We start from the raw sequence: 18,514 nt of genomic DNA, 5'->3' as shown, positions 1-18,514 counted from the left end.
CCTCCTAATAATCAGTCAATAACGAATTAACTATATCTAGAGAATCCGAAATTGATTTTTCTACTAATATACGTAATATAATCGATGCAACAACAAAGTAAATAAGAATGCCGTACACCACTTGAAAACGGAAGTTAAATTGATTACTATAGTTCGTCATTAAGTAGATAGGAGATACTACAAATAATAAAATACTTAACAAGATTAATATCGCTGCGAAGCTCGGCACTTTAATGAGCACAAATAATAATCCAACAAAGAAAAATCCTGTTGAAAATAAATTAAATGAAACAAAGTCTGATAATAGTTTATGCACGCTAATATTCGTATTCAACAGTTTAACAATACCTAAATTTATACCAAATAACAGTGCTAAACTGAAAATGATTGAAAATAAAACACTGAAAACAATACTTGATTTAGATGGTCCAAAAAAGCTTATATCTGCAGGTACTATAATTAACAAGAAAATTAATAGCAATAGAATACCTGCACCTACTAAAGAAGCTATAAATTTATAACTATATGTGTGTGTACTTGAGATCTCTTGATCTAAATTTGCGAAAATATTCTTAAAGAAACCTTTACTCTCATTTAAAGTTTCATTTTTATATGTATTTAAAGAACTCTTAAACTTTTCAACTTTTTCATTGTTAGTTGATTCTACTGCAGTCGTGTTTCCATTAGACTGAATTAATTTTTCACCACATTCACCACAGAATCTATCATCTTGCATAACAGGTGAACCACATTTAGGACAATTCATATTAAACACTCCTTATATATATTTATATATAATTTTAGCATAAATAAATTAAAATTAAGATGGTAAATTCAAATAAATCAAAAAATTCATAATATTAATTTTAAGTAATACAGCTTTAGTTATATATAAACTCTAGAAACTAATAAATATTTAATATGAATTAGTAATTTTCAATCAATATATTCTCTTAAATATTTCCCATACAGTCCGACTTCTCCATTCGCCAATATGTGACTATAATGTTTTAAGACAACCCTCTTTGTTACCCAACCTTCTTGAGCATAGAATGCTTCACCTTCTTTACTTGTAGCGAAAGCATCAAATGGGTCATCTTCAGTTTTTCCACCTACGTGATCATTTTCTCCAACAATCCATGTTAATGGAAATGATCCTTTAACATGTTGTGACTTTTCTATATGAGTGGCAATCCCTTCTTTCTTTGGAGAGCCTCCTCCACCAAACATTATAGCGCCGCCAGATTGAACATTTAGTTCTGGTAATTTATCTAACATCCAATATGCTGTTGTTTCTGCACCACCTGAAAAGCTGCCTATCCATAATTTTTCATGATTTGGTAAAGAAGAAATCAATTCAACTAAATATTGCACATTTGCTTCTCCATTCTTCCACCATTGTTCTTCATCGTTAACAGACTTCGGTACAACTAAAGTTAACCCTTTTTCTTTAGCAACTTGACGGATGCCATCTTTCCCAGCTAAATAGACTTCTGAATCAGGATGATGAAACTCATAAGCACCATCACCATGTAACCACACTAATATCCCCTTAGCGTCCTTAACAGGATAAATTAAATATTCACCTTCCGTTCCATTTTTAGAAGTAAAATTCCGAACATCACGATCATTATCTCTTTCATTTGATATAAACAACATCACACTGACCACAACTACGATGAATATACAAAATAATACGATTAACCTTTTAATCGCCAATCCCTCCTAATAAGCGTTTCAATTCATAACTTAGGAATTTATTTATATACTTAAGTTCTCTTATATTATACAAAAATTTACAGTTATAAGTATGACTTCTACAAAAAAATCACGAGTGACTAAAGATGAATATCCACCTAAAATCACTCGTGATTTTTATTTTATAAGCTCCTTAAAATAACTTACTTATTAATCTACAAGTTCGTATTTTTTAATTTGCTTTTCGATTTTTGAAACTTTCGCTTCTTCGTTTTCTTTCTTTTCTTTACTCATGTTTTTATGCTCTTCAACATGAGAAGGTCTAGAAATCCAAGCTTGAAAATCTTTCTTATCATTCCATTTAGAAACAATTGCATATTCTAACTTACTTCCCGTTTCAGACTTCCAAACTTGAGCATCAATAAAGCCCTCAAAACCTTCAAAATCTTGTTTAGCATGACTAGCTTTATTATCTAATATAGCCTTAGATGCCTCATCTTTAGTAGAAAAAATTGCTTGTGCAACGAACATTCATAACGCCTCCTTGTCTATATATTCCAATATATCAAAATTAAAAATTACAAACATATGAAACGCTTTATGAAAATATAAACACCCCTCTAACCGTTAAGGCTAAAGGGGTGTTTAATTATCTTACTCCCACTCTGTTTTAAGGGTATGGCATATAAGCGAAAATGCTGTAATATCAAGGATTTTGGAAACGTATAAAATCGAATAAATTATATTTAAAAAAATAAAAAGTGCAATAAAAGTGCAGTATTTGCACCTAAGCAGACCTGATTAAATTCGAAATGGAATTCTAAACTCAATATTCATTTAAATGATAGACGTTCATAATGAGCGTCTATTTTTTATGCTTTGAAAGGTTGTGATACTAACAAATTTTTAAATGAATAAAGTAAGCCAAAAATATTTTATGTGAGAAAGGAACGATACACTTATGGAATTAAAATATGTCATTCCCAATATGGAAAAAACATTTGGTCAATTAGAATATGCTGGTGAAGGGAATATTGAACAACGTCGAGTCAATGGCAGACCAACTATTCTCTCTCGTAGCTACAATTTATACTCAACGATTCAACGAGCAGATGATATTGTTGTCATTCTTCCCTCCGAAGCTGGCGAGAAACATTTTGAATCCGACGAAAAAGTCAGACTCATCAACCCACGTATTACCGCAGAAGGTTATAAAATTGGCAATAGAGGATTTACCAATTACATTATGCACGCAGACGATATGGTGAAAGCTTAAGAAAGGAAAGGTGAAAAAATATGAGATTAGCAGAAGGTATTGTGATTGAAAAAGACCAGACATTTGGCACATTGAAATTTTCCGCTTTACGTCGTGAGGTTCGTATTCAAAATGAAGATGGTTCGGTTTCCGAAGAAATTAAAGAACGTACCTATGACTTAAAATCAAAAGGACAAGGACGCATGATACAAGTCAGTATCCCCGCTTCTGTTCCTTTGAAAGAATTTGACTACAACGCAGAAGTGGAATTAATCAATCCTGTGGCAGATACCGTAGCGACGGCTACTTTTCGAGGGGCAGACGTTGATTGGTACGTGAAAGCAGACGATCTTGTATTAAAAGGACAGACAAAACCTCATCAGAAATATAAAAAAGAAGCGTCCGAAAGTGAAAAATAGGTGTTGCTTATGACAAACACACCATTGATTTTGAAAGAAATTCCGAAAGATGAAGCCATTTCTTTTATTCGGCAATACCATTATTCAAAGATACTCCCTAGATTGTGTAAATACTTTCTAGGGATTTTTTCAGAAGAAAAATTATTAGGCGTTGTGGAATTAGGCTGGGGTACGCAACCCCTACAAACCATACGCAAACTCTTTCCCGACAGTTCCCTTCAAACCACAGATTATTTAGAAATTGGAAAGATGTGTTTTCTTCCAGAAATGAATCAAACCAATTATTTTGGCAGTCAAGCTCTTTCAGCTCTAATTAAGTGGTTGAAAGAACATACGGACTGTCATTTTTTATATACATTGGCAGATGGAATTGAGGGAAAATGTGGCTATGTCTATCAAGCGTCCAACTTCTTTTACTGCGGGTATTTCAAGACAAGTGTCTATCGTGATAAACAGTCATGGGAAAAGATACACCCTCGAAGTGCTCGCCTTTTATTAGAGGAAAATGCTCGTTTTGAACAGGTAGAGAAAAAGCATTGGCTTTCCCAGGCATTTTGCGAATACAAAGGGATTGAGAAAATCAATGGACGCATGTTTCGCTATCTCTATCCGTTGACAAAAGAAGCGAAAAAACTGTTAGGACACACGCTCTATCGACGTCATTATTATCCGAAAGAAAAAGATTTACGCTTTGAAAAGCGAATCGCTTATCGGAAATATGAAGCCATTTCTCAACCAACTTTTGATAAACAGGCTCGTATCTACAATACACAATTATTTTGATAGATGGAAAGGAGGATTTTTATGCCATTGCTTCATGACAGAGGAAAGCGAATCAAAGCCAACGATAAGGACTTGGTCTATCATTTTGTGCTGATTTCATTGCTGATAGTTTTTCTAGTCGTTCTACTCCCTTTTCATTGGAGAACGTTACAATCGGTGAATTGGCAAACAGTTCAGTTAGATACATTTTTCTATCAACTGCATACGCCATACTTTTGGAGCAGTATTCTCACTGCTTTTTTTGTATGCGGACTCATCAGCTGGCTCTATTATCACTATCGCATAGATTCTATAAAACAGTTAGAGCACCGTCAAAAGTTAGCTCGTATGATTTTAGAAAACCATTGGTATGAAGCCGAAGAAACTCAATCAGAGGGATTCTTTAAAGACTTATCCAGCAAGAAAACCAAACAACGAATCCGCCATTTTCCTAAAATGTATTACCGAATGAAAGATGGACTGATCCATATTCATGTAGAAATCACTTTAGGGAAATATCAAGATCAGCTCTTGCACTTAGAAAACAAACTAGAAACAGGCTTGTATTGTGAATTAGTGGAAAAAACGTTGAAAGATTCTTATGTAGAGTATGTTCTACTTTATGACACCATTGGCAATCGAATTGGCATTGAAGATGTGGTAGCTCAAGATGGACGTGTCAAATTGATGGAATCGGTCTATTGGGAGTTTGATTCTCTCCCTCACATGTTAATTGCTGGGGGCACGGGTAGTGGAAAATCCTATTTTATTCTCACATTGATTGAATCTCTCCTGCATACAAATGCGAAGCTTTATATTCTCGACCCTAAAAATGCTGATTTGGCAGACTTAGGAGCGGTCATAGATAATGTCTATTACCGTAAAGACGATATGCTGGCATGTATTAGTCAATTTTACGACGATATGATTGCCCGTAGTGAAACCATGAAGCAACACCCGAACTACAAAACAGGAGAAAATTATGCGTATCTTGGTCTACCTGCGAACTTCCTGATTTTTGATGAATATGTGGCGATGATGGATATGTTAGGTCGTGATAGTGCACAAGTTATGAATAAACTCAAACAAATTGTTATGCTCGGACGACAAGCAGGCTTCTTTTTAATTCTTGCCTGTCAGCGTCCAGACGCAAAATATTTTAGTGATGGTATTCGAGATAACTTTAACTTCCGTGTGGCTTTGGGTCGTATGTCTGAAATGGGCTTCGGTATGATGTTTGGAAGCGATACACAAAAACAATTTTTCTTAAAACCCATCAAGGGAAGAGGTTATGTGGATACAGGAAAAAGTGTGATTAGTGAGTTTTATACACCCCTTGTACCAAAAAGGTATGATTTCTTAGGAGAAATAGGAAAAGTCATTCAAAAAAAGCAATCTGAGCCTGTACCGCACGAAGTGAAAGGTACAGGTTCAGACTTGCTTTGATTGGTGTGGCGTTAGCCACGCCAATCCTTTAGCCCCCTCTACCTAACAGGGGGGCACAAATACAACTGAAAACAGGCAATTCTCATCAACCAATGTTGATGGTACAAGGAATTGCGGAAAATAGGAAAGATGTAAACTCAAGGGTCATAGTTTACATCTTTTTTAGATTGGAGGTTTGCGAATGGAAAACGAAAAAATTTGGATTAAGGAATTGAAAGAAAAGCGACTGGCTTATGGCGTTTCTCAAAATAAACTGGCGGTTGCTTCTCATATTACCAGACCTTACCTATCGGATATTGAAACAGGCAAGGCAGTCCCTACTCAACAGGTGAAAGAAGATTTACTGAACGCTTTGGAACGCTTCAATCCCGATAACCCATTGGAGATGTTATTCGACTATGTACGGATTCGATTCCCTACCAATGATGTGTCTCAAATTATCGGTGAGGTTTTACGCTTGAATATGGATTATATGCTACACGAAGACTTTGGCTATTATTCTTATCCCGAACACTATCGTTTCGGTGATATTGTTGTCCTAGTCTCTCATGATGTAAGTAAAGGGGTTTTATTAGAACTGAAAGGAAAAGGCTGTCGGCAATTTGAAAACTTTCTATTGGCTCAACATCGGAGCTGGTATGGTTTCTTTCAAGATTGCATGGAACATAAAGGTATTTTCAAACGCTTGGATTTAGCCATCAACGATAAAACAGGGATTTTGAATATTCCAGAATTGGCAAAGAAATGTAAACAGGAAGAATGTATTTCCGTCTTTCGGAGCTTTAAAAATTATCGCAGTGGTGAATTGGTTCACCGTGATGAAAAACCAGACATGGGAAACACCCTTTATATTGGCTCATTAAAAAGCGAAGTCTATTTCTGTATATATGAGAAAGATTATGAGCAATACGTGAAAAATGATATTGCCTTAGAAGACGCAGAAATAAAGAATCGCTTTGAAATTCGTTTGAAAAACGACAGAGCCACTCAAGCCATGAAAGATTTGTTGGAACATCAAAATGCAGAAAAAACAGCGTTTGAGATTATCAATCGTTATATTCGCTTTGCCGATAAGGACGAAACCAAGCGACGGAGTGATTGGCAAACCAATGAACGCTGGGAATGGTTTATCGGCAAAAATCGTGGAGCATTACGCCTAACCATACAGCCAGAACCTTATTCTTTTGAACGAACATTGAACTGGTTACATCATCAAGTCGCCCCTACATTAAAAGTCGCAAGCATTTTAGATATTCTCAACGGTACAACCATTATTTCCACCATGATTCATGAAGCCAAACTGACAGAAAAACATGAGAAATTAATTGAACAACAACATCTAGGCATGGAGGATTTGATTACATGAGCCTCTTAACAGAAGAATTAAAGAAGTTAGGGTTTCAAGCGTATATACAAAATACAGGGAAATATACGTCTCTCATTATTGAGGGAAAACGGCAAGCTGGTGATACCATCTATACCTATGATTTTTACAAAGTGAGCTTTTATAAGAATTATACCAGTCGAATAACTGTTTATGGAGAGCATTTAACTCCTTTTCAATTATTAAAGCGTGTAAAAAGCTATATCTACTATCGAGAAAAATATCTTAAGGAAAGGAGGACAATCACATGAATTTTGGGCAGAATTTGTACAACTGGTTCTTGGATAATGCACAGTCATTGGTATTGTTAGCGATTGTCGTCATTGGACTGTTTTTAGGTTTTAAACGAGAATTTTCAAAACTTATTGGCTTTTTGATTATTGCTTTAATCGCCGTCGGACTTGTGTTCAATGCAGCTGGCGTGAAAGATGTGTTATTAAACTTATTTAACCGAATCATTGGTGCTTAACAGATATTTTTCATGATAAAATAGGAAGTATATATTTTGTTATGAAAGGATCCATGAATATGTTTACAAATGATCAATTTAAATCTCTTTTAATTAAAACATTAGAAAGAAAGAGCTCTTCAAATTATTATGAAGGAGGTAACGAGATTGTTTCTAAAATGAAAATATCAGAGGTAACTTTAGATGAGACTAACGAGTTTACTTATTATAAAGGATACAAAAGGGATTGGAATACGCTTTGCACCTATCTTAAAATAAGAGCTCCTTTTGATGATTTAGACTTTTTTGAAAGTCATAAAGATTTGCTTACCCAGACAGCAAGCTCCATATATGATAAACAAGGTGATAATGTATTAGTGGATACTATTTTAGTACCACTTCCAGAGAATTACGAAGTAATTAACTTTAGTCAGTTGAAAATTAGTGATGTGATTTCACAAGCTATTGAAGACGCTGAGTCTTTCATGAGTAATGGTGAATATCAACGTGCCTTTGACAGAGTTCACACTGCTTTTCATGGATATTTAATTGAAATACTAAAAAAATATGAAATTACAGTTCCTAGAGACGAAAATCTATCTAAATTATATAGTAGGATACAACAATTAATTGAAAAAGAAATTCAACCTACTGAACTTGCTGATATAGTGAAGACAACGATAAGGTCATCAAATGGAATGATTAGCTCTCTTAATGAAGCAAGAAATAGGCATTCACTTGCACATCCTAATACAAATATTATTGGAAAGAGAGAAGCAAAACTAATAATAGGTATTTCAAGTACAGTTACAGATTATATTAGCGGATACCTTGATAAGTAGCGTCATTAACTGATTGCTACTTTTTTTTTGACTATATTTTATAAAAAGGATGTGATAAGAATTGGAATTGAAAGTCTATGTGGCAAATTTGGGACGGTATAATGAAGGTGAATTAGTTGGATCATGGTTTACTCCACCAATTGATGAGGAAGAAATGGCAGAAAGAATCGGTTTAAATGAGAACTACGAAGAATACGCCATACATGATTTTGAGCTTCCTTTTGATGTGGACGAATACACGCCAATTAGTGAAATCAACCGTCTATGTGAAGCCATTCAAGAAATCGAAGGTACACCTATTTATAATGAACTCAAAGAAATTCAAGGCATGTGGTTTAGTAGCTTGGAAGAATTACTGGAAAACAAAGAGAATATTCATTGTTATAGTGAATGTGATTCTATGGAAGATGTCGCCCGTTATTATGTGGAAGAAACAGGACAACTTGGTGAAGTACCTTCTAATTTACAAAATTATATTGATTATCAAGCTTTGGGACGTGATATGGAAATAGAGGGAAATTATCTTATCACCTCTCATGGAGTATTTGAGTATTCTAATTAACATGGATTACTCTAAACTAGCAATACTGCTATAATAATTTTATACGTTCTGAATTAAGGAGGATAAAGTCCATATAATTGTGTAAAAGCAAAAAGGCCATATGAACGCCTCTTTACGGTACAATGTTTTTAACCACTAAAAACATACCCAGGAGGCAATCATATGACCCAAGTACATTTTACACTGGAAACAGAAGATATTCAAAGTTTAATTGACCAGTCGGTCAAAGATAATGCGGCTAAACAAATTTTACAAACTGTATTTAATCAGTTGATGGACGAGCAGCGAACAGATTATATTCAAGCCACAAACTATGAACGATCAGACGATCGAAGAAGCCAACGCAACGGCTATTATGAAAGAGAATTAACGACTCGTATTGGCTCTCTTGAGTTGAAAGTTCCCCGAACACGCGACGGTGAATTTGCACCGACTGTATTTGAGCGGTATCAACGCAATGAGAAGGCTTTGTTAGCCTCTATGTTAGAGATGTATATTTCTGGTGTCTCTACACGTAAAGTCTCTCAAATCGTTGAAGAACTATGCGGTAAATCAGTCTCTAAATCCTTTGTCTCCAGTTTAACTGCCCAGTTAGACCCTATGGTCTCTGAATGGCAAAATCGTTTTCTATCAGACAGGTCTTTCCCTTATGTTATGACAGATGTTATCTACATCAAAATCAGAGAGAATCATCGTGTCGTATCTAAAAGCTGCCATATAGCGATTGGCATATCAGAAGATGGAGAGCGTGAGATTATTGGCTTTATGATTCAAGATGAAGAAAGTGACGAAACTTGGTCTCTCTTCTTCGACTACCTCAAAACCAGAGGGTTAAGTGAAGTGGAAATGGTCATTTCCGATGCCCACAAAGGCTTAGTCAAAGCCATCAAGAAGTCATTTACAAACGCTTCATGGCAACGATGCCAGGTTCACTTTATGCGTAATATCCTCAATTGTATCCCTAAGAAAGATTCAAAACCTTTCAGAGAAGAAGTCAAAGCACTCTTCAAATTTACGGATATTGAAACGGCTCGCAAGGCTAAAAATACTATAGTAAGTGCCTATAGCGAACAATCAAAATACCATAAAGCCTGTGAAAAACTAGATGAAGGATTCGAAGATGCCTTTCAATACGCCGTTGTCGGTAAAGGTCAATCGAGATTAAAAAGCACGAATCTTCTTGAACGGTTAAATGAAGAAGTCAGACGCAGAGAAAAAGTTATCCGAATCTTTCCGAATCACGCCTCTGCCAATCGTTTAATCGGTGCAGTTCTTATTGACCGTCACGAAGACTGGCTAAGCTCTACCAGAAAATATATTCAATTTTAACCTATAGGTTAAAGCTTTAAAACAGTGTACTGTATTTTACACAATTTTATGGACTTGACTTTAAGGAGGATTGTTCAATTGGTAATAATAGATGTTTATGGGAAAATAACAAAAATAAAATTGTCAGATAAATTGAAACTATATATATCTAATGTTTCTGATGACTGGAAGGAAAGCATTATAGAAGACATGTTACAAGAAATTCGACAACAAAAAGTTGACATGGCAGATAATTTGAAAAGGTATGGTAAAACATTTCAAACAGAATATTCTATATCTTATTTGAAAGAAATCGTTCACGCCAATGTTGAAGACTATACAAAATATAATTTAGATTCTATTGAGTCATGTCTTCAATGCCTTGTTGATAATATGATATGTCTATTCTTTGACTATGAATATCAGGATATGCCTTTTTTTGATTGGACAAGCAATTGCTTTGATGGTCGTTTTTGTGAAGAGGATTACGCTGAAAAAGTGATGTATTTTAGTAACTTTGTAAATCATGATATACAAAATGGTATTCATATGAACTGCATTTATACAAGTAATATGAATCCTAAAGAGCATACTAGGATATTATCAAATCTAAGTTTTAGAATTGATTCAAACTTTAAAGGGTGCAGGACTACAGACGACTACATTACGGAACTTAAAAAAATGGGCAACCGAATTGATTCTATACTAAAATCGGAAAACGATTATTACAAATTAGATTATATTATGAACGGGATATATAGTGATAATAGTTATAATCAAAATCATTATTTAAAGACTTTTACTTTGTTAGAACTTGTATTATTAAAACCAAATCAGAATACAAATGAAATTGACAAATTACTAATACCTTATCTTGATAAGAAATATGGAGAGGTTTCGAGTGAAGTAGCAAAATTATTAAGACAAATGAGAAATAAAATCGGACATGGTGATTTCAAAGGTTTTAACGAAAAAGCAGAAAAATTCGCTCAAAAATTTATGAAACACTTTCATTTTGACTATACAGAATACAGTAGATTAAATTGGGTATTACTTCATACCTGCTGTCTTTTAGATGATTTACTCAGAATAACTATTTTTCAACAATTAAAAGTCACAAAATAATTATTATTTTATAGAGCAATCACCTATTTTGATTGCTCTTTTTCTATTTTTACGGAAAGGACGTGAAGACATGAAAAAAATAAGAAGTTACACCAGTATTTGGTCAGTAGAAAAAGTGATTTATGCAATTAATGATTTACAACTCCCTTTTCCCATAACCTTTACACAAATGACATGGTTTATCGTTTCTTTGTTTGTCGTTATAATCTTTGGCAGTTTACCACCACTTTCCTTGATTGACGGAGCACTACTCAAATACTTAGGGATTCCCGTTGTCCTCACTTGGTTCATGTGTCAAAAAACCTTTGACGGGAAGAAACCCTATGGATTTTTAAAATCTATTATTACCTATGCTCTACGCCCTAAAATAACCTATGCTGGCAAACAAATACGATTAAATAAAGAAAAAATGAATGAATCAATCACGATTGTAAGGAGTGAACAATTAAATGGCACACCCCATTAAATATATCGAAGATAATCTCGTATTTAATCATGATGGCGAAGTATTTGCTTATTATGAATTAATTCCCTATAATTACAGTTTTTTAAGTTCCGATGAAAAAGTTCAAGTTCATGATAATTTCCGTCAATTGATTGCCCAAAATCGTGATGGTAAGATTCATGCCCTGCAACTAGCAACCGAATCAAGTATTCGAGCGACACAGGAACAATCGAAAAAAGAAATCACTGGACGATTAAAAGAGATAGCTTACGAAAAAATAGATGAACAGACCGAAGCGTTAGTTTCTATGATTGGTGACAATCAAGTGGACTATCGCTTTTTTATTGGTTTTAAACTCTTGCTGAATGAACAGGAAGTATCGGTCAAAAATATTGGCAAAGACATTCAAAAAGCATTTGCGGAATTCTTTCATGGCGTGAATCACAAGTTGATGGGCGATTTTGTTTCTATGCCTATGTCAGAAATCGAACGCTTTTCTAAAATGGAACAGTTATTAGAAAGTAAATTATCCAGACGCTTTCACATTCGCCCATTGGGGAAAGATGATTTTGGGTATATCATTGCCCACCTTTACGGTCAAACAGGGATTCCTTTTGATGACTACGACTACCATTTACCCAAACGATATGAAGATAAAAAAGTGTTGGTAAAGAAATACGATATTATTAAACCCACTCGCTGTTTAATCGAAGAAAAGCAACGCTACTTACGGATGGAACAGGAAGATACTACCACTTATGTGGCGTATTTTACGATTAACAGTATCGTCGGCGAATTGGATTTCCCCAATAGTGAGATTTTTTATTACCAGCAACAACAGTTCACTTTCCCGATTGATACCAGCATGAATGTTGAAATTGTTGCTAATAAAAAAGCTCTGTCTACCGTTCGCAACAAAAAGAAAGAATTGAAAGACTTGGATAGTCACGCATGGGAAAGCGACAATGAAACCAGTACCAATGTGGTGGACGCTTTAGAATCTGTCGACGAATTAGAAACCAACCTAGACCAAACCAAAGAATCCATGTACAAACTAAGCTATGTGGTACGGGTATCGGCAAAAAATCTGGACGAGTTGAAACAACGTTGTGATGAAGTAAAAGATTTTTATGATGATTTGTCTATCAAATTAGTACGACCTTTTGGCGATATGCTAGGCTTGCATAATGAATTTATTCCCTCAAGCAAGCGATATATCAATGACTATATTCAATATGTCACGTCGGATTTTTTGGCTGGTCTTGGTTTCGGAGCTACACAAATGCTTGGTGAAAATTCTGGTATTTACGTCGGTTACAATCTCGATACAGGCAGAAATATTTATCTCCAACCCAGCCTTGCAAGTCAAGGAATTAAAGGCTCTGTGACGAATGCGTTAGCGTCTGCTTTTATTGGTTCATTAGGTGGCGGAAAATCATTCTCTAACAATATGCTGGTCTATTATTCGGTACTCTTTGGCGGACAGGCAATCATTGTAGACCCAAAAGCTGAACGTGGCAAATGGAAAGAAACCTTACCTGATATTGCCCATGAAATCAATATCGTTAATCTCACGAGTGAGAACGACAATAAAGGGTTACTTGACCCTTATGTGATCTTAAAACTCCCGAAAGATTCAGAAAGCCTAGCCATTGATATTCTCACGTTCTTAACAGGCATTTCCAGCCGAGATAGCGAGAAGTTTCCTGTCCTGCGTAAAGCGATTCGGAGTGTCACTCAAAGCGAACAACGAGGGTTGTTATTGGTGATTGATGAATTGCGAAAAGAAGATACACCCATCAGCAATAGTATTGCTGACCATATCGAAAGCTTTGTCGATTATGATTTTGCCCATCTGTTATTCAGTGATGGCAATGTCACCCAATCCATTAGCTTGGAAAAACAACTCAATATTATTCAAGTGGCAGATTTGGTCTTACCCGATTCCAATAGCTCTTTTGAAGAATACACCACCATGGAATTATTAAGTGTGGCAATGCTGATTGTCATTAGTACCTTTGCTTTAGACTTTATCCACTCTGACCGTTCCATTTTTAAAATTGTTGACCTTGATGAAGCTTGGAGTTTTTTACAAGTGGCACAAGGAAAAGCTCTATCTATGCGTTTAGTTCGGGCAGGGCGTGCCATGAATGCAGGGGTCTATTTCGTTACTCAAAACGCCGACGATTTACTAGATGAAAAGATGAAGAATAATATTGGCTTGAAATTCGCCTTTCGTTCCACTGACCTAGTGGAAATCAAAAAGACCTTAGAATTTTTTGGCGTGGACAAGGAAGATGAAAACAATCAGAAACGCTTACGTGAATTAGAAAATGGACAATGTTTAGTTTCAGACATCTATGGTCGTGTAGGGGTTATGCAGTTTCACCCGATTTTTGAAGAGTTGCTTCATGCCTTTGATACCAGACCGCCTGTGCGAAATGAGGGGGAAAAATGACACAAAAACAAAAGAAATTTCTTCACTATAGTTGGATAACGCTCCTTTGTGTGGGCGTTATTTTACTTTTATTAGGCACGCTGGGCAATGCAGTACAAGCAACAGGCTTAGTTGATGAAACCATTGATACAAGCAACGAGTATTCCAAGTATGGTTTAAATCATTATCAGCTTGATTATTATGTGGACAATAGCTGGGGCTGGCTGCCGTGGAATTGGAGTGACGGCATAGGGCAATCAGTGATGTATGGACTGTATGCCATTACCAATTTCATTTGGACGATTTCTCTTTATCTTTCCAACGCCACAGGCTATTTGGTCAAAGAAGCCTACGCCTTGGATTTCATTAGTCAAACGTCTCAAGCGATTGGTGAGAACATGCAGACCATTGCAGGGATTACACCGAATGGCTTTTCCAGTTCGGGTTTTTATGTCGGCTTCCTTCTTCTTTTTATTCTGATTGTTGGAATCTACGTTGCCTATACAGGACTGGTGAAACGAGAAACGACCAAAGCTATACGAGCTGTGTTAAATTTTGTGGTGGTGTTTATTCTATCAGCTTCCTTTATTGCGTATGCTCCCGATTATATTGCGAAAATCAATGATTTTTCCAAAGATGTGAGCACTGCCAGTTTAGATATTGGGACAAAGATTGTCCTTCCCGATACGGATAGTCAAGGCAAAGACAGTGTGGATATGATACGTGATAGCCTATTTTCTGTTCAAGTCAAGCAACCGTGGTTATTACTTCAATATGGCTCAACCGATATAGAAACCTTAGGTGAAGACCGTGTGGAAAAGTTATTGGCTACCAGTCCAGATACAAACAATGGTGAAGATAGAGAAAATGTAGTGATTGAAGAAATTGAAGATCATGACAATACCTATTTAACACTCCCGAAGACCATTTCCCGATTAGGAACGGTCTTCTTTTTGTTTGTATTCAATATTGGTATCTCGATTTTTGTTTTCCTTCTAACAGGAATCATGATTTTTTCGCAAGTGCTATTTATTATTTTCGCTATGTTTTTGCCAATCAGTTTCCTATTAAGTATGTTGCCGAGTTTTGATGGCATGGGCAGGCATGCCATTACCAAGTTATTTAATGTGATTATGACAAGGGCTGGTATTACCTTGATTATTACCGTTGCCTTTAGTATTTCCACTATGCTTTATTCGCTGTCAGCAAGTTCTCCCTTTTTCATGATTATGTTTTTACAAATTGTGACCTTTGCAGGGATTTATTTTAAACTGGGCGATTTAATGAGCCTATTCTCTTTACAAAGCAACGACTCTCAAAACATGGGCAGACAAGTGTTTCGCAGACCTCGTCAAATGATGAATCGACAAACCAGAAGATTTCAACGCAGTATGAGTAAGATTTTTCGTGGAAAAGCAGGGTCAACGAAGCAAAAGACAATGACAACAAAGCAGAATCAAACCAATAAAGCTAACCATACTCGTCAAAATGAACGGACTACACCAAAGAAAGAAACAGCACTTTCCAATGTGAAAAAGCAACAAGGCGGTATCGGGCAACGATTAGGTGAAAAGACAGCCCATGTATTGGACACGAAAAATCGTCTAGTCAATAAAAGAAAGCAGGCTAAACAACAGATACAGGCGACACCAACCCATGTCAAATATGCCCTTCATCAAGGAAAAGAGAATGTCACTCATAATGTAACAGACTTTAAACAATCTATGGCAGATACCAAAGCTCAACGCAAACAACAGCGTATGAACCAGCAGGAGCAAAAACGAAAGAACATTGCTCAAAAGCGTTTGGAGCTGGATAAAGCAAAAGAAAAAAGACGAAAAGAAAACCCATCATCTCCTGTTCAGAATAACCAGCAGCATGTTCGCAAGCGTCAGCAAACCGTCACGCCTGTTTTGTCACAAAACACTAAACGTGAAAATCATCAGCGACCATTGAAAAAAGAGCAAAAACAAAAGACACCACCGAAGCAATTCAATCAGAGGAAGCTAAATAAAAGAACGGATAAGCGAGGACAACAAACATGAAGCTAAAAATAACAGTGATTTGTAGTGTGGTCTTCTCTCTCTTCTTTTTTCTCTTATTATTCCTAGTCATTTTCTTTGCAGATGATACGGACAGTGGCGAAAACAACAAGGATTCTTCTATTTCACAAGGCGGTGTGACCGTTTCACCAGAAGTGTTGGCACACCGTCCGTTGATTGAAAAATATGGTAAGGAATATGGGATTGAAGACTATGTTTCTTATATCTTAGCCATTATGCAAGTGGAATCGGGCGGTACAGCAGAAGATGTTATGCAAAGTTCCGAATCTTTGGGTTTACCGCCCAACAGTTTGAGTACCGAAGAGTCCATCAAACAAGGGGTTAAATATTTCAGTGAATTATTAACCAGTGCAGAACAACAAGGAGTGGATATAGATTCTGTTATCCAATCTTATAATTATGGCGGTGGCTTTTTAAATTATGTGAGGAGTCATGGGAAAAAATATACCTATGAATTAGCCGAACAGTTTTCTAAAGAGAAGTCGGGTGGTCAAAAAGCAGACTATCCCAATCCCATAGCCATACCTGTGAATGGTGGTTGGCGATATAACTATGGAAATCAGTTTTATGTTCAGTTGGTTTCACAATACCTAACCGACACTTCCCCAACAGAATTTGATGATGAAACCGTGCAAGTCATTATGGACGAAGCCTTGAAATACGAAGGGTTTCCCTATGTCTTTGGAGGGGCGTCGCCTACCACCTCTTTTGATTGTAGTGGCTTAATACAATGGGTGTATGACAAAGCTGGCATTTCTCTCCCTCGTGTCGCCCAAGATCAGTATGACGCTACGCAAGAAATCTCTATGGAAGAAGCCCAAGCAGGCGACCTTATCTTCTTTCATTCAACCTATAATGCAGGCACATATGTGACTCATGTGGCGATATATTTAGAGGGAAATCGCTTTTATCATGCAGGCGACCCAATCGGTTATGGCGACTTAAGCAGTCGTTATTGGCAAGACCATCTGATTGGGGCTAGACGTGTTATTCATAACTAAGAAAGGAATGAATCAAATGATTATAAAAATCGAGCGAAAAGAAAAGAAGGAGAAACCAAAGAAATCTAAAAAACCGAGCAAGCAAAGAAAAGTTCCGATGATTAAAGTTGGCACGCATAAGAAATTAACCTTTGTTTTATGGGTTTTATTGATTGGTAGTGTCGGATTTGGAATCTATAAAAATTTTACTGCCATTGACACTCATACTGTCCGTGAAACAGAAATCATTAAACAGCAGATTGTCGATACCAACCAAGTAGAAAGTTTTGTGAAATCCTTTGCGAAAGACTACTTTTCGTGGCAACAATCCCAAGAAGCCATTGATAAACGAAATGAAAAATTGACCCATTATTTGACGGAAGAATTGCAGGTATTAAATGAAGAAATGATTCGTAAGGATATTCCTACTAGTTCTAGTGTGAACGATATACAGGTGTGGCAGGTTTCTCAAGTGAATGAGAACACCTTTGAGGTACTGTTTTCTGTTGAACAAGTTATTACCGAAGACAAAGACAAGGAAACTATATCGTCTAGCTTTCATGTGGTTGTCCATATAGATGAATCAGATAATATGGTTATTATCAAAAATCCGACAATGAGTAAGAAACCTCAAAAATCGGACTACCAACCCAAACAGCTAGAAAGTGACCATACAGTAGATACAGAAACGATGGACGAAATCACTAGCTTTTTAGAAACGTTCTTCCAGCTCTATCCTACCGCCACAGAAAAAGAATTGACTTACTATGTAAGTAATCATGTGTTACCTATGATTAACAAGGAATATGTTTTCGAGGAATTGGTGAATCCTATCTTTACCAGAAAAGATAACCAAGTAATCGTGAATGTCGCTGTGAAATATTTAGATCAAGAAACAAAGGCAACCCAAATCTCGCAATTTGAGTTGATATTAGAAAAACAAGATAATTGGAAGATTGTAAAATAACAAATATTGGTACATGATTACAGATACTTTGTAATCATGTACTCTTTTTGATAAAAAATTGGAGATTCCTTTACAAATATGCTCTTACGTGCTATTATTTAAGTGACTATTTAAAAGGAGTTAATAAATATGCGGCAAGGTATTCTTAAATAAACTGTCAATTTGATAGCGGGAACAAATAATTAGATGTCCTTTTTTAGGAGGGCTTAGTTTTTTGTACCCAGTTTAAGAATACCTTTATCATGTGATTCTAAAGTATCCAGAGAATATCTGTATGCTTTGTATACCTATGGTTATGCATAAAAATCCCAGTGATAAAAGTATTTATCACTGGGATTTTTATGCCCTTTTGGGTTTTTGAATGGAGGAAAAT

The 18,514-nt window shown here is 35.9% G+C and carries 19 protein-coding genes; 16 read left to right on the top strand and 3 right to left on the bottom strand.

The window, feature by feature from the left end; translation table 11 throughout:
• Positions 1 to 4: 4 nt before the first annotated feature.
• From LQ675_RS14200 to LQ675_RS14190, 3 genes are all read right to left on the bottom strand, one after another.
• Complete coding sequence (locus tag LQ675_RS14200; RefSeq protein WP_075578215.1) at positions 5 to 766, bottom strand: zinc ribbon domain-containing protein; 762 nt, start codon at positions 764 to 766, stop codon at positions 5 to 7.
• A 170-nt stretch (positions 767 to 936) separates the two neighbouring features.
• Entirely contained in the window at positions 937 to 1,719 is a 783-nt protein-coding gene (locus tag LQ675_RS14195) for a hypothetical protein (RefSeq protein ID WP_048540255.1), read from the bottom strand.
• 189 nt (positions 1,720 to 1,908) lie between these two features.
• The gene (locus LQ675_RS14190) at positions 1,909 to 2,229 is read right to left on the bottom strand and encodes an antibiotic biosynthesis monooxygenase family protein (RefSeq protein WP_037589416.1); all 321 of its coding nucleotides are present in this window, start codon (positions 2,227 to 2,229) and stop codon (positions 1,909 to 1,911) included.
• Between the two features lie 430 nt (positions 2,230 to 2,659).
• On the opposite strand from LQ675_RS14190, the gene LQ675_RS14185 reads away from it, so the two are divergent.
• The 16 genes from LQ675_RS14185 (at position 2,660) to LQ675_RS14105 (ending at position 18,502) form a co-directional block, all read left to right on the top strand.
• Entirely contained in the window at positions 2,660 to 2,974 is a 315-nt protein-coding gene (locus LQ675_RS14185) for a YdcP family protein (RefSeq protein ID WP_000421280.1), read from the top strand.
• Between the two features lie 20 nt (positions 2,975 to 2,994).
• Positions 2,995 to 3,372 carry a YdcP family protein gene (locus LQ675_RS14180; protein WP_001234189.1) on the top strand — a complete coding sequence of 126 codons (378 nt, stop codon included), beginning with the start codon at positions 2,995 to 2,997 and terminating at the stop codon, positions 3,370 to 3,372.
• Between the two features lie 9 nt (positions 3,373 to 3,381).
• On the top strand, positions 3,382 to 4,155 hold the full coding sequence (locus LQ675_RS14175) for a Mom family adenine methylcarbamoylation protein (RefSeq protein ID WP_000185760.1): 774 nt from the start codon (positions 3,382 to 3,384) through the stop codon (positions 4,153 to 4,155).
• Positions 4,156 to 4,176: 21 nt separating this feature from the next.
• Positions 4,177 to 5,580, top strand: a complete 1,404-nt coding sequence (locus LQ675_RS14170) for an FtsK/SpoIIIE domain-containing protein (protein WP_001130247.1) — start codon at positions 4,177 to 4,179, stop codon at positions 5,578 to 5,580.
• Positions 5,581 to 5,761: 181 nt separating this feature from the next.
• On the top strand, positions 5,762 to 6,946 hold the full coding sequence (gene mobT, locus LQ675_RS14165; RefSeq protein ID WP_000426691.1) for a MobT family relaxase: 1,185 nt from the start codon (positions 5,762 to 5,764) through the stop codon (positions 6,944 to 6,946).
• Between the two features lie 265 nt (positions 6,947 to 7,211).
• Positions 7,212 to 7,433: a hypothetical protein gene (locus tag LQ675_RS14155; RefSeq protein WP_001009054.1), complete on the top strand. Its 222-nt coding sequence runs from the start codon at positions 7,212 to 7,214 to the stop codon at positions 7,431 to 7,433.
• Positions 7,434 to 7,492: 59 nt separating this feature from the next.
• The gene (locus LQ675_RS14150; RefSeq protein WP_000494842.1) at positions 7,493 to 8,254 is read left to right on the top strand and encodes an abortive infection family protein; all 762 of its coding nucleotides are present in this window, start codon (positions 7,493 to 7,495) and stop codon (positions 8,252 to 8,254) included.
• A gap of 61 nt (positions 8,255 to 8,315) precedes the next feature.
• On the top strand, positions 8,316 to 8,816 hold the full coding sequence (locus tag LQ675_RS14145) for an antirestriction protein ArdA (RefSeq protein ID WP_000421245.1): 501 nt from the start codon (positions 8,316 to 8,318) through the stop codon (positions 8,814 to 8,816).
• Positions 8,817 to 8,978: 162 nt separating this feature from the next.
• Complete coding sequence (locus LQ675_RS14140; protein ID WP_000195404.1) at positions 8,979 to 10,145, top strand: IS256 family transposase; 1,167 nt, start codon at positions 8,979 to 8,981, stop codon at positions 10,143 to 10,145.
• Positions 10,146 to 10,223: 78 nt separating this feature from the next.
• Positions 10,224 to 11,249 (top strand): hypothetical protein, encoded by a 1,026-nt coding sequence (locus LQ675_RS14135; RefSeq protein WP_000234705.1) that lies wholly within the window; start codon positions 10,224 to 10,226, stop codon positions 11,247 to 11,249.
• Positions 11,250 to 11,319: 70 nt separating this feature from the next.
• A complete protein-coding gene (locus LQ675_RS14130) occupies positions 11,320 to 11,715 on the top strand; it encodes a conjugal transfer protein (protein WP_000723886.1) in 396 nt (131 codons plus the stop codon).
• Positions 11,699 to 14,152 (top strand): conjugal transfer ATPase TcpF, encoded by a 2,454-nt coding sequence (gene tcpF / locus LQ675_RS14125; RefSeq protein ID WP_000941001.1) that lies wholly within the window; start codon positions 11,699 to 11,701, stop codon positions 14,150 to 14,152. The genes LQ675_RS14130 and tcpF overlap by 17 nt, the downstream gene beginning before the upstream one ends.
• A complete protein-coding gene (locus LQ675_RS14120; protein WP_000192390.1) occupies positions 14,149 to 16,176 on the top strand; it encodes a CD3337/EF1877 family mobilome membrane protein in 2,028 nt (675 codons plus the stop codon). Before tcpF ends, LQ675_RS14120 begins: the two co-directional genes overlap by 4 nt.
• Positions 16,173 to 17,195, top strand: coding sequence for a bifunctional lytic transglycosylase/C40 family peptidase (locus LQ675_RS14115; RefSeq protein ID WP_000768374.1), 1,023 nt, complete (start codon positions 16,173 to 16,175; stop codon positions 17,193 to 17,195). Before LQ675_RS14120 ends, LQ675_RS14115 begins: the two co-directional genes overlap by 4 nt.
• Positions 17,196 to 17,211: 16 nt before the next feature.
• Positions 17,212 to 18,141 (top strand): conjugal transfer protein, encoded by a 930-nt coding sequence (locus LQ675_RS14110; RefSeq protein ID WP_000584387.1) that lies wholly within the window; start codon positions 17,212 to 17,214, stop codon positions 18,139 to 18,141.
• A gap of 274 nt (positions 18,142 to 18,415) precedes the next feature.
• Positions 18,416 to 18,502 (top strand): tetracycline resistance determinant leader peptide, encoded by an 87-nt coding sequence (locus tag LQ675_RS14105; protein ID WP_011058339.1) that lies wholly within the window; start codon positions 18,416 to 18,418, stop codon positions 18,500 to 18,502.
• The last annotated feature ends 12 nt before the right edge of the window (positions 18,503 to 18,514 follow it).

Origin of the sequence: Mammaliicoccus sp. D-M19 (assembly GCF_022386695.1) — a bacterium.
Taxonomy (GTDB): Bacteria; Bacillota; Bacilli; order Staphylococcales; family Staphylococcaceae; genus Mammaliicoccus; species Mammaliicoccus sciuri.
This window is presented reverse-complemented; position numbering and strand designations above follow the sequence as displayed.

Excerpts from the sequence above, each read along its gene's own strand:
- LQ675_RS14115 (WP_000768374.1), top strand. The coding sequence starts at position 16,173 with ATGAAGCTAAAAATAACAGTGATTTGTAGTGTGGTCTTCTCTCTCTTC.
- LQ675_RS14105 (WP_011058339.1), top strand. The coding sequence starts at position 18,416 with ATGCTTTGTATACCTATGGTTATGCATAAAAATCCCAGTGATAAAAGT.
- LQ675_RS14155 (WP_001009054.1), top strand. The coding sequence starts at position 7,212 with ATGAATTTTGGGCAGAATTTGTACAACTGGTTCTTGGATAATGCACAG.
- LQ675_RS14120 (WP_000192390.1), top strand. The coding sequence starts at position 14,149 with ATGACACAAAAACAAAAGAAATTTCTTCACTATAGTTGGATAACGCTC.
- LQ675_RS14185 (WP_000421280.1), top strand. The coding sequence starts at position 2,660 with ATGGAATTAAAATATGTCATTCCCAATATGGAAAAAACATTTGGTCAA.
- LQ675_RS14130 (WP_000723886.1), top strand. The coding sequence starts at position 11,320 with ATGAAAAAAATAAGAAGTTACACCAGTATTTGGTCAGTAGAAAAAGTG.
- LQ675_RS14150 (WP_000494842.1), top strand. The coding sequence starts at position 7,493 with ATGTTTACAAATGATCAATTTAAATCTCTTTTAATTAAAACATTAGAA.
- LQ675_RS14180 (WP_001234189.1), top strand. The coding sequence starts at position 2,995 with ATGAGATTAGCAGAAGGTATTGTGATTGAAAAAGACCAGACATTTGGC.
- LQ675_RS14140 (WP_000195404.1), top strand. The coding sequence starts at position 8,979 with ATGACCCAAGTACATTTTACACTGGAAACAGAAGATATTCAAAGTTTA.
- LQ675_RS14110 (WP_000584387.1), top strand. The coding sequence starts at position 17,212 with ATGATTATAAAAATCGAGCGAAAAGAAAAGAAGGAGAAACCAAAGAAA.
- mobT (WP_000426691.1), top strand. The coding sequence starts at position 5,762 with ATGGAAAACGAAAAAATTTGGATTAAGGAATTGAAAGAAAAGCGACTG.
- LQ675_RS14190 (WP_037589416.1), bottom strand. The coding sequence starts at position 2,229 with ATGTTCGTTGCACAAGCAATTTTTTCTACTAAAGATGAGGCATCTAAG.
- LQ675_RS14200 (WP_075578215.1), bottom strand. The coding sequence starts at position 766 with ATGAATTGTCCTAAATGTGGTTCACCTGTTATGCAAGATGATAGATTC.
- LQ675_RS14170 (WP_001130247.1), top strand. The coding sequence starts at position 4,177 with ATGCCATTGCTTCATGACAGAGGAAAGCGAATCAAAGCCAACGATAAG.
- LQ675_RS14175 (WP_000185760.1), top strand. The coding sequence starts at position 3,382 with ATGACAAACACACCATTGATTTTGAAAGAAATTCCGAAAGATGAAGCC.
- tcpF (WP_000941001.1), top strand. The coding sequence starts at position 11,699 with ATGGCACACCCCATTAAATATATCGAAGATAATCTCGTATTTAATCAT.